The sequence below is a fragment of the Planotetraspora mira genome, from assembly GCF_016863275.1.
Taxonomy (GTDB): Bacteria; Actinomycetota; Actinomycetes; order Streptosporangiales; family Streptosporangiaceae; genus Planotetraspora; species Planotetraspora mira.
The window spans coordinates 164,134-174,869 of the sequence record NZ_BOOO01000041.1 but is presented as its reverse complement, the minus strand read 5'-3'; the positions used below and the strand labels follow the sequence as shown (position 1 = coordinate 174,869).

The window sequence follows — 10,736 nt, the reverse complement described above, 5'->3', positions numbered from 1 at the left end:
AAACACTTGACCCGAACCCCGCAATCCAACAGGAATTCCGACCACCCCGTCTCCGGGGCAACCCCTCCAGCCTACCCGATATCCGAATTGCCATCGAACGCTCGACAGCATCCCGAATCCGGGTTGAATGAGAGGAGTTAGCGGGAAGCGTAGCTCGCGATTCTCTGAGAAGAGGTGAGGCGCGCCGTGTTTTCCGCGTACATGAAGATTAGCACCCCCGAAGGGGTGCTGATGACAACTTCCGCAACTCACGGAACCTTCCCCGCCCTGTGTCGCCCAAACCTCAGGTGTTCGGGCGGGGATCGCCTAGGCCGGCAACGCGGCCAGATGAGCCTCCAGGCGCGCGATGTCCTCTTCCGCCTGTGCGGCACGGCCTCGGACCTTGGCGACGACGTCGTCGGGCGCCTTCGCCATGAACTGCTCGTTGCCCAGTTTCCCGGTGACCTGCGCATGCTCCTTGCGAGCCGCGGCCAGGTCCTTCTCCAACCTCTTCCGCTCGGCCGCGACGTCGATGGCTCCCGCCGTATCGATCTCCACGGCCACGGCGCCCACCGTGAGGCGAGCCGTCGGGGCGAAGGTGTCCGAGGCGGCCTCGAGCCTCAGCAGCGTCCTGATCGCCCCTTCGTGTGCGGCGAGAGCCGTACCCGCGAGAGACAACCGTGCGGCGACCCGCTGACCCGGCTTGAGGCCCTGATCGGACCGGAAACGGCGGACCTCTGTCACCAACTCCTGGAGGGAGGCCAACTCCCGCTCGGCAGCCGGGTCGACCAGCTCCTGCGACACGACCGGCCATGGGGCCACCGCGAGAGATTCTCCCCCCGTGAGAGCCCGCCACAGCTCCTCGGTCACGAATGGCACGAGCGGATGCAGCAGGCGCAGCACGGAGTCGAAGACATGCCCAAGAACCCGTTTGGTGTTCTCGGCGACCTCACCGCCCTGGGCGATCTGAACCTTGGCGAGCTCGACGTACCAGTCGCAGACCTCGTCCCACGCGAAGTGGTAGAGCGAGTCGGAGATCTTCGCGAACTCGAAGTCCTCGTAGGCCGCGTCCACGGACATGACGACCGACTGCAGCCGGGAGAGGATCCACCGGTCGGCGGCTGTCAGCTCTGAAGGCAGCCCCTCGGAGACTGCGCCGTTCATGAGCGCGAAGCGCGTGGCGTTCCAGATCTTGTTGCAGAAGTTGCGCGAGCCGCCCGCCCAGTCCTCGCTGATCGCCACGTCGGAACCGGGATTGGCACCACGGAGCAGCGTGAACCGTGTCGCGTCGGCGCCGTACCGGGCGATCCAGTCCAGCGGATCGACGACGTTGCCGAATGACTTGGACATCTTCTTGCCGAACTGGTCGCGGACCATGCCGTGCAGCGCCACCGTACGGAACGGCGGTTCCCCGTCCATCGCGTACAGACCGAACATCATCATCCGGGCGACCCAGAAGAAGAGGATGTCGTACCCCGTGACCAGGACGCTCGTCGGATAGAAGCGCGCCAGTTCCGGGGTCGCCTCCGGCCAGCCGAGCGTCGAGAAGGGCCACAGGCCTGAGGAGAACCAGGTGTCCAGGACATCCGGGTCCTGCTCCCAGCCCGCGGGTGGCTCCTCGTCGGGGCCGACGCACACGATCTCACCGTCCGGGCCGTACCAGACCGGGATCCGGTGGCCCCACCACAGCTGCCGCGAGATGCACCAGTCGTGCATGTCGTCGACCCAGTCGAAGTAGCGCTTGGCCAGCTCCGGCGGGTGGATGCGCGTGCGTCCGTCACGGACGGCGTCGCCGGCCGCCTTGGCGAGGGGCGAGACGTTGACGAACCACTGCAGCGACAGCCGCGGCTCGACCACGGTCTTGCACCGGGAGCAGTGGCCGACGGAGTGCGTGTAGGGCCGCTTCTCCGCGACGATCCGGCCCTGCTGCCGCAACGCCGCAACGACGGCGGGACGCGCCTCGAACCGGTCGAGGCCCAGGAACGGGCCGTGCGCCGTGATCACGCCGCGCTCGTCCATGACCACGAGGGACTCCAGCGAATGCCGGCGCCCGATCTCGAAGTCGTTCGGGTCGTGGGCGGGCGTCACCTTCACCGCGCCGGTGCCGAAGGACGGGTCGACGTGCTCGTCGGCCACGATCGGGATCCGCCGCCCCGTGAGCGGGACCTCCACGAACTGGCCGATCAGGTGGGCGTACCGCTCGTCGGCGGGGTGGACCGCCACGGCCGTGTCGCCGAGCATGGTCTCCGCCCGGGTGGTGGCCACGACGATCTCCACGTCGCCCTCGCCGTACCGGATCGAGACGAGCTCGCCGTCGTCCTCGCTGTGCTCCACCTCGATGTCGGACAGCGCGGTCAGGCAGCGCGGGCACCAGTTGATGATCCGCTCTGCGCGATAGATGAGGCCGTCGTCGAAGAGACGCTTGAAGATCGTTTGAACGGCCCGGGAGAGCCCCTCGTCCATCGTGAACCGCTCACGCGACCAGTCCACGCCGTCGCCGAGCTTCGTCATCTGGCCGAGGATCCGCCCGCCCGACTCTTCCTTCCACTGCCAGACGCGCTCGATGAACGCCTCTCGCCCGAAGTCATGGCGGGACAGGCCCTCCTTGGCGATCTCCCGCTCCACGACGTTCTGCGTCGCGATGCCGGCGTGGTCCATGCCGGGGAGCCACAACGTCTCCAGGCCCCGCATGCGCGCCCTGCGGGTCAGCGCGTCCTGGATGGAATGGTCGAGTGCGTGCCCGACGTGCAAGGACCCCGTCACGTTCGGCGGGGGCAGCACGATGCTGTACGGCTCACGCCCGCTGCCCGGGTCAGGGGTGAAGTAGCCCTCCGATACCCAGCGCTCGTAATTGCGGGTCTCGACATCGGCGGGCGCGTACTGGGTAGGCAGCTCAGGCGTCGTCATGATGGCCAATTCTAGGGACGTCGACACGCCTCATGTGCCGACCGATCGGGTGAAGCGCCAGAGGCCGCCTGGTGTCAGGCCGACTTCTCGCGCGGGGTGCGCTGCTGCTTGACCTGGAGTTGGTCTCGCGGCACCAGAGTCGGGTTGACGTGCTCGAGCACGGCCTCCCGGGTGATCACGACTCGGGCCACGTCCTGCCGCGAAGGTACCTCGTACATCACCGAGAGGAGGACCTCCTCCAAGATCGCGCGAAGACCGCGCGCACCGGTGCCGCGGAGGATGGCCTGGTCGGCGATCGCCTCCAGCGCGTCGTCAGTGAACTCCAGCTCGACGTTGTCCAGCTCGAACAGCCGCCGGTACTGCTTCACGAGCGCGTTGCGCGGCTCGGTCAGGATCTGGATCAGCGCTTCCCTGTCGAGGTTGTGCACCGAGGTGATCACGGGAAGCCGGCCGACGAACTCCGGGATCATGCCGAACTTCAGCAGGTCCTCAGGCATGACGTCCGAGAAGATGTCCGAGGTGTCGGCCTCTTCCTTGGAGTGGATGATGGCGTTGAAGCCGATCCCCTTCTTGCCGATCCGCGACTCGATGATCTTCTCGAGGCCCGCGAAAGCACCACCGCAGATGAACAGCACGTTGGTGGTGTCGATCTGGATGAACTCCTGGTGCGGGTGCTTGCGGCCGCCCTGCGGGGGCACACTCGCCGTCGTCCCCTCAAGGATCTTCAGCAGGGCCTGCTGGACACCCTCGCCGGAGACGTCCCGGGTGATCGACGGGTTCTCGCTCTTGCGAGCGATCTTGTCGACCTCGTCGATGTAGATGATCCCGGTCTCGGCCTTCTTGACGTCGTAGTCAGCGGCCTGGATCAGCTTGAGCAGGATGTTCTCGACGTCCTCACCGACGTATCCCGCCTCGGTGAGGGCCGTGGCGTCGGCGATGGCGAACGGCACGTTCAGCATCTTCGCCAAGGTCTGTGCCAGGAGGGTCTTACCGGAGCCGGTGGGGCCGAGGAGGAGGATGTTGGACTTCGCCAACTCCAGACCGTCGTCGCGGCCGCGCTCACCGGACTGCACGCGCTTGTAGTGGTTGTACACCGCTACCGAGAGCGCCTTCTTCGCCTGGTCCTGACCGATGACGTAGGCGTCGAGGAACTCGTAGATCTCACGGGGCTTGGGAAGGTTGTCCCACTTGAGCTCGGAGGACTCGGAGAGCTCCTCCTCGATGATCTCGTTGCAGAGATCGATGCACTCATCGCAGATATAGACGCCTGGTCCGGCGATGAGCTTCTTGACCTGCTTCTGGCTCTTGCCACAGAACGAGCACTTCAGCAGGTCTCCCCCGTCGCCGATGCGTGCCACCCCAGATACTCCTTTGCGTGGGACCGCCCTGCCGCCGCGGTCGCTTCCGTCCGCGCCTCGATTCGTGCTCCGGCGCGAAAACGTCATGCCGCTCAGGTTTCGACGTTACCGTCTTCTGAGCCCTCAGTGAGCCCCCTAGCGGTGAGTCGCACCGGAAGGTGCCGAATTGGGCACCATCCGGTGCGGCAACCTTCTCAGGAAGCGATCGCCGCTGCGCGCTTCTTACGCGACGGGATGATGTCGTCCACCAGCCCGTACGCCTTCGCCTCGTCGGCGCTGAGAATCTTGTCTCGCTCGATGTCCCTGCGGACCTCCTCGGGCGCCTTGCCCGAGTGCTTGGCCACGATCTCCTCGAGCAGGGATCGCATACGCAGGATCTCACGTGCCTGGATCTCGATGTCGCTTCCCTGGCCGCCGCCCTCGGTCGAGGGCTGGTGGATCAGGACGCGTGCGTTCGGCAGCGCGAACCGCTTGCCCGGGGTTCCGCCGGCCAGCAGGACCGCGGCGGCCGAGGCCGCCTGGCCGAGGCAGACCGTCTGGATCTCCGGACGGACGAACTGCATCGTGTCGTAGATCGCCGTCATCGCGGTGAACGACCCGCCGGGCGAGTTGATGTAGATGTTGATGTCGCGATCGGGATCGAGCGACTCCAGCGTCAGCAACTGCGCCATGACGTCGTTGGCGGAGGCGTCGTCGATCTGCACGCCGAGGAAGATGATGCGATCCTCGAACAGCTTGTTGTACGGATTCATCTCCTTCACGCCGTACGAGGTGCGCTCGACGAAGGAAGGGAGAACGTAGCGGCCGTTGATGTCTCCCGGCCGGATCAGCTCACTCACTTGGGAAGCTCCACTCATGAGACGGCGCCCTCAGAGGGCACCTGCCGGGCGCTGCGCACGACCTGATCGATGAAGCCGTAGTCCTTGGCCTCCTCGGCCGTGAACCAGCGGTCACGATCGGAGTCGCGCTCGATCTGGTCGAGCGGCTGGCCCGTGTGGAACGCGATGCGCTCCGCAAGGGTCTTCTTCACGTAAAGCATCTGCTCGGCCTGGATCGCGATGTCCGCCGCGGTACCACCGATACCGCCCGACGGCTGGTGCATCATGATCCGCGCGTTCGGCAGCGCGTAGCGCTTGCCCGGAGCGCCGGCGCAGAGCAGGAACTGCCCCATCGACGCGGCCAGGCCCATTGCGACCGTGCACACGTCGTTCGGTACGTACTCCATCATGTCGTAAATCGCCATGCCGGACGTCACGGAACCGCCCGGGGAGTTGATGTAGAGCCAGATGTCCCGGTTGGGGTCATCGGCGGCCAGAAGGAGCAACTCGGCACAGAGGCGGTTGGCCACCTCATCGGAGACCTGGGTACCGAGGACCACGATGCGCTCTCGCAGCAACCGCTGGTAGAGCTGGTCCTCAAGGCGGAACGAGCCGTCCTCACGGCCACGCGCCTCGAAGCCGGAGGTGGCGTGCGGGAAGAAGGTCGGCGGGCTGGTCACAGCGTCACCTTCCGATGCGTCGTAATCGATTGGCTTTGCTTGTGACCTTAACGCGCGCCGCAGACAGGTCATGCCTCCTCGCCCGACTGTTCGCTGACGGCGCATGCTCACGGGGCCGATCACCATGTCGCCGCTCCATTCGCGACGGCCCTGGGATCGGGCGGAACCGGGGCATCGGTGACGCCCGTCCCGTCGCTCGTACGGCGACGCCTGCGACGGCCTCGCCCCCGAGGAATTTGCGCGGATTTTCCCCCGGCAAGGGAAAAACCCCCGGCACACCGAAGTGCGCCGGGGGTTCGTGCCCGTTCTCGAACGGGACGCCGTGGAAGGCCTGACGATCAGGCTTCCGCCGGCTCCTCCTGCTCGGTGGCCTGCTCCGTGTCGAGCTCGGCGTAGACGGCCTTGAGGTCGACCGCGTTGCCCTCGCCGTCGGTCACCTTCGCGGCGTCCCCGACCACGGTCTTGGCCTTGTCCCTGACGATCTCCATCATGGCCAGCGTGAGCTGGTCGTTGTCGGCCAGGTGCTGGGCCAGCGTGTTCGGGGCGACGCCGAGCTGCATGGCACGGCGGACGACGAAGTCGGTGAGCTCCTGCTCGTTGACGTTGATGTCCTCGGCCTTGACGATCTTGTCGAGGACGAAGCCGGTCTTCAGCGCCTTCGCGGACGTCTCCTCGAACTCCGCGAACTGGTCGTCCTCGGTGGTCTGGTAGAGCCGGAAGTACGCCTCGCGGCTGAGGCCGCTGTCGGCGATCTGGTGCTCGAGGTTGTGCTTGCGAGCGTCGATCTCCGCCTTGAGCGCGCTGTCGGGCAGCGGAATGTCGATCTGGCCGAGCAGGGCCTCCAGGGCCTTGTCCCGGGTCTGCACGACCTGCTCGATGAGCTTGTTGCGACGGGCCTGCTCGCGGATGCTGTCCTTCAGCTCGTCCAGCGTGTCGAACTCGCTGGCCAGCTGGGCGAACTCATCGTCGAGCTCGGGCAGGACCTTCTCCTTGACCGACTTGACGTTGATGATCACGTCGGCCTCCTCGCCGGCGTTCTCACCGCCGACCAGGGTGGTGCGGAAGGTCTTCTCCTCGTCGGCGGACATGCCGTCGAGGGCGTCGTCGAGGCCCTGGAGCACAGAGCCGGCGCCGACCTCGTAGGAGACGTCAGCGGCCTGCTGCTCCTCGAGGTTGTTGCCGTCGATCTCGGCGCGCAGGTCCATCACGACGTAGTCGCCGCTGCTCGCCGCCCGCTCCACGCCGGTCAGCGTGGCGAAACGCTGGCGCAGCGCGTCGATCTGGGTGTCGATGTCCTCGTCGGTCACCTCGACGGCGTCGACCACGACCTCGAGGCCGTCGTAGTCGGGTACGTCGAAGGTCGGGCGGACGTCGACTTCGGCGGTGAATTCGACCTGCTCGCCGTCCTCGATCTTGGTGACCTCGATCTCGGGCTGGCTCACGGGGAAGACGTCGCTTTCATCGACGGCTTGGCCGTACAGCTTGGGCAGGGCGTCGTTCAGGGTCTCCTCGAGAACCACCGCGCGGCCGAAGCGCTGCTCGATGATCCGGGCCGGCACCTTGCCGGGGCGGAATCCGGGCACGCGGACCTGCTGCGCGACCTTCTTGTAGGCGGCCTGCAGGCTCGGCTCGAGCTCCTTGAACGGCACCTCGACGGTGAGCCTGACCCGGGTAGGGCTGAGCTCCTCGACAGCGGTCTTCACGGGGTGGTCTCCTTGATCCAGCATCTGGTGATCGCGGGCGCGTCGTGCACGGCAACCGCGGCACTTAACGCGCGCCGCGCCCACGTGAGCGGCACAGGAAGCACCGTCGCCATCGCGCACGCCTTGGGCATGCTGCAGTGTGGCGGCTGTCCAGCGCCAAGGGCAGTCTAGAACAGACAGGTGCCCGGCAGCGACTGATCAGAGATCCGTCATGATCTGCCGGAGCAGGTCCACCGTCTCCACGGGCGTCGTGCTGACCGCGCACAAGCGCTCCATGACCTCGCTGTAGCGGTCCACCTCATCGCGTTTGTCGAGATAGAGGGCGCTCGCGAGTTGCTCCACGTAGACGATGTCCGGGAGCTCCGGGTCGCCGAACCTCAAAATACTGAAGGCGCCGCCCTCGGCGGCGTGGCCTCCGTAGCTGAACGGCATGACCTGGATCGTGATGTTGGGCTGGTTCATCAGGTCGATGAGGTGCTGGATCTGGCCGCGCATGACCTCGACGCCACCGATCGGCCTGCGAAGCGCCGCCTCGTCGATCACCGCCCAGAACCGGGGGCTGCTGTCCCCGTCGAGGACGCGCTGACGCTCCAGCCGCAGGTCGACCCGCCGTGAGATCTCCTCCGGCGCCGCGCCCACGGCGCCCGCCGTGATGACCGCCCGTGCGTATTCCTTGGTCTGGAGCAGCCCGGGGACGAACTGGACTTCATAGGTGCGGATGCGCTGGGCCGCCTCCTCCAGGCCGACGTAGGCCTGGAACCAGGAGGGCAGCAGGTCGCTGAATCGGTGCCACCAGCCGGGTTCGTTGGCCTTCTCCACGAGGTCCATGACGACCGTCCGCGTCTCCTCGTCCTCCACTCCGTAGAGGCTGAGGAGGTCCGACACATCGCGACCCTTGAAACCGACCCGGCCGAGCTCCATCCGGCTGATCTTGGACTCGGAGCAGCGGATCGTCTGACCCGCCTCGTCACGCGTGATGCCCTTGTTCTCGCGCAGCCGGCGAAGTTGTGATCCCAAGAGGATGCGGAGCGCCGTCGGCCCTGATCCAGGCTGGATCTGTATCACGGCACCTCCCTCTCGACTCGGCCCTCTGCACCCAAAGGGAAGTCCCGCACGACACCCCCAGCCCACACAGTGTCACCACTTCTGGCCACGATGACAAGGTCTGATCTCCGTGTCCTATTTACTCGCCAGTACCCCCGCGTGCACTTGCACGCGCCAGCTGCACGTGCATTTGGGTCTTGCAGCGAGGCTCGTCGGTGATCCATGATGACTTGGTGCATATTGGGCCAAACATGCACCATCCTCGGAACTGACCAGCGGGAGGTACGGGCAGCATGCCGGAAACGCCCGAATCTGCCGGCCAGTTAACCCGCGAAGTGGGCTTCGGTCGGTTCGTACAGTCCGCAGAGGACTCCGAGACCACCACCTGTCTTCTCCGGCCCCAGGCCGACTCTGTGAAGACCGCTCGCGATGTCACACGGTCGACCCTCAGGCAATGGGGTTTCGCGGAACTGAGCGACGACGCCGCTCTGGTCGTCTCCGAGCTCGTGACCAACGCCGTCCGTTACTCTCTGTATCCGGCGGGCCGGGCGGGCGATCACCCGATAACCCTCATTTTGGTACGCATATCCCCGCACGTGCTGCTGGCCGTGTCGGACCCGAGCGACGAGGTTCCCTGCCCCAAGGAGCCCGACTACATCTCGGAGAACGGCCGGGGCCTCTACATCGTCGAGACCTACAGCCAGGCATGGGGCTGGGACGCTCTCGACCACGGCGGCAAGGCCGTCTGGGCGCTCTTCCGCGCCGCCGACTGAACCTGCCCCCTTCTGGCCACGCGGCGATCCGCTGGACGCGCTGCCGGCTCATTTCCGCGTGAGCAGCCGTGACGACGCATGGTCCGGCGGTCTCAAGATCGATGGTTATGTCACAGTATCGACGTATATGCAGTCGAACGTGCCAGCCAGTCGTGCGAACGGTCGGCACCCAGAAGTGCAGTGAGGGAGCGCCTGTGAGTTTCAGCCAGCTGTCCCATCTGGAGTGCGGCCGGTGCGGAGCCGATCACGACAGCGAGCGTCCGCAGAACCTGTGCACCGCATGCGGGTCGCCGTTGCTCGCCCGCTACGACCTGGCGGCGGTTCGTGCGTCGGTGGACCCCGGGGAGTTCGCGAGGCGTTCCCCCGACCTCTGGCGCTACCACGAACTGCTGCCGGTCAGGAACAGGCAGGCGGTGACCACCCTCGGCGAGGGGATGACGCCGTTGCTTCCGATGGCTCGGTACGGCGAGCGGATCGGCCTGCCGCGGCTGCTGATGAAGGACGAAGGACTGATCCCCACCGGGTCGTTCAAGGCACGCGGCGCGGCTGTCGGAGTGTCCCGCGCGGCCGAGCTGGGGATCGAGCGCCTGGCCATGCCGACCAACGGCAATGCGGGTGCCGCCTGGGCGCTCTACGGCGCCCGGGCCGGGCTGGCGACCACGATCGTCATGCCCGTGGACGCGCCGGAGATCACCCGGCGGGAGTGCACGGCCTCGCGGGCGGACCTGCACCTGGTCGACGGACTGATCAGCGATGCCGGGCGGATCGTCGGCGAGTTGGTCGCCGCCTCAGACGGCCGGGTCTTCGACTCCTCGACGCTCAAGGAGCCGTACCGCATCGAGGGCAAGAAGACCATGGGCATCGAGATCGTCGAGCAGCTCGGCTGGCGGATGCCCGACGTGATCCTCTACCCGACCGGCGGCGGCGTGGGTCTGATCGGCATCCACAAGGCCCTGAACGAGCTACGGGAGCTGGGCTGGATCTCGGGTCCGCCGCCACGGCTGGTCGCCGTCCAGGCTGAGGGATGCGCGCCGATCGTCCGCGCGTTCGAACGCGGGGAGCGGGAGAGCCGGTACTGGGATGGAGCCCACACCGTGGCGTTCGGCATCAACGTGCCCAAGCCCCTCGGCGACTTCCTCATTCTGGAAGCGCTCGAGGAGACGTCGGGGACCGCGGTGACGGTCACCGACGGCGAGTTGCTCGCCGAACTACGCGAGGTCGCGGCGCTGGAGGGGGCCTTCGTCTGTCCTGAGGGGGCGGCGGCATTCGCGGCGGCCCGCAAGTTGCGCGCGTCGGGCTGGATCGAAGCGGACGAGCAGGTCGTCGTGCTGAACACGGGCGCCGGCCTGAAGTATCCGGGGACGGTCCAGGTGGACGCGCCGGTCCTGCCGGTGGACGGCCACCTCGTCTGACGATCTCGATCATCTTCGCGGCCGGCAAACGAGTGTCCCCGGAAGATTTCAAAGGCCAGGAT

General features: G+C 66.6%; 8 protein-coding genes. 2 read left to right on the top strand and 6 right to left on the bottom strand.

Features of this window, described 5'->3' with window-relative positions:
* Positions 1-306: 306 nt before the first annotated feature.
* From Pmi06nite_RS35275 to Pmi06nite_RS35250, 6 genes are all read right to left on the bottom strand, one after another.
* Positions 307-2,886 carry a valine--tRNA ligase gene (locus Pmi06nite_RS35275; protein WP_203957528.1) on the bottom strand — a complete coding sequence of 860 codons (2,580 nt, stop codon included), beginning with the start codon at positions 2,884-2,886 and terminating at the stop codon, positions 307-309.
* A 74-nt stretch (positions 2,887-2,960) separates the two neighbouring features.
* Positions 2,961-4,244 carry an ATP-dependent Clp protease ATP-binding subunit ClpX gene (clpX, locus tag Pmi06nite_RS35270; RefSeq protein ID WP_203957527.1) on the bottom strand — a complete coding sequence of 428 codons (1,284 nt, stop codon included), beginning with the start codon at positions 4,242-4,244 and terminating at the stop codon, positions 2,961-2,963.
* A 194-nt stretch (positions 4,245-4,438) separates the two neighbouring features.
* Positions 4,439-5,101: an ATP-dependent Clp protease proteolytic subunit gene (locus Pmi06nite_RS35265; RefSeq protein ID WP_203957526.1), complete on the bottom strand. Its 663-nt coding sequence runs from the start codon at positions 5,099-5,101 to the stop codon at positions 4,439-4,441.
* Entirely contained in the window at positions 5,098-5,742 is a 645-nt protein-coding gene (locus tag Pmi06nite_RS35260) for a ClpP family protease (protein ID WP_275409636.1), read from the bottom strand. The genes Pmi06nite_RS35265 and Pmi06nite_RS35260 overlap by 4 nt, the downstream gene beginning before the upstream one ends.
* A 338-nt stretch (positions 5,743-6,080) precedes the next feature.
* Positions 6,081-7,445 (bottom strand): trigger factor, encoded by a 1,365-nt coding sequence (gene tig, locus Pmi06nite_RS35255; RefSeq protein ID WP_203957525.1) that lies wholly within the window; start codon positions 7,443-7,445, stop codon positions 6,081-6,083.
* A 198-nt stretch (positions 7,446-7,643) separates the two neighbouring features.
* Positions 7,644-8,510, bottom strand: coding sequence for a Sco1979 family transcriptional regulator (locus tag Pmi06nite_RS35250; RefSeq protein ID WP_203957524.1), 867 nt, complete (start codon positions 8,508-8,510; stop codon positions 7,644-7,646).
* A gap of 272 nt (positions 8,511-8,782) precedes the next feature.
* Here Pmi06nite_RS35250 and Pmi06nite_RS35245 point away from each other — a divergent pair, with 272 nt between their 5' ends.
* Together Pmi06nite_RS35245 and Pmi06nite_RS35240 are read left to right on the top strand one after the other, a co-directional pair.
* Positions 8,783-9,262 (top strand): ATP-binding protein, encoded by a 480-nt coding sequence (locus Pmi06nite_RS35245; RefSeq protein WP_203957523.1) that lies wholly within the window; start codon positions 8,783-8,785, stop codon positions 9,260-9,262.
* A gap of 194 nt (positions 9,263-9,456) precedes the next feature.
* Positions 9,457-10,674 carry a threonine synthase gene (locus Pmi06nite_RS35240; RefSeq protein ID WP_203957522.1) on the top strand — a complete coding sequence of 406 codons (1,218 nt, stop codon included), beginning with the start codon at positions 9,457-9,459 and terminating at the stop codon, positions 10,672-10,674.
* Positions 10,675-10,736 lie beyond the last annotated feature (62 nt).

Coding starts and splice junctions, on each gene's coding strand:
- Pmi06nite_RS35275 (WP_203957528.1), bottom strand. CDS start 2,886: ATGACGACGCCTGAGCTGCCTACCCAGTACGCGCCCGCCGATGTCGAG.
- Pmi06nite_RS35245 (WP_203957523.1), top strand. CDS start 8,783: ATGCCGGAAACGCCCGAATCTGCCGGCCAGTTAACCCGCGAAGTGGGC.
- Pmi06nite_RS35265 (WP_203957526.1), bottom strand. CDS start 5,101: ATGAGTGGAGCTTCCCAAGTGAGTGAGCTGATCCGGCCGGGAGACATC.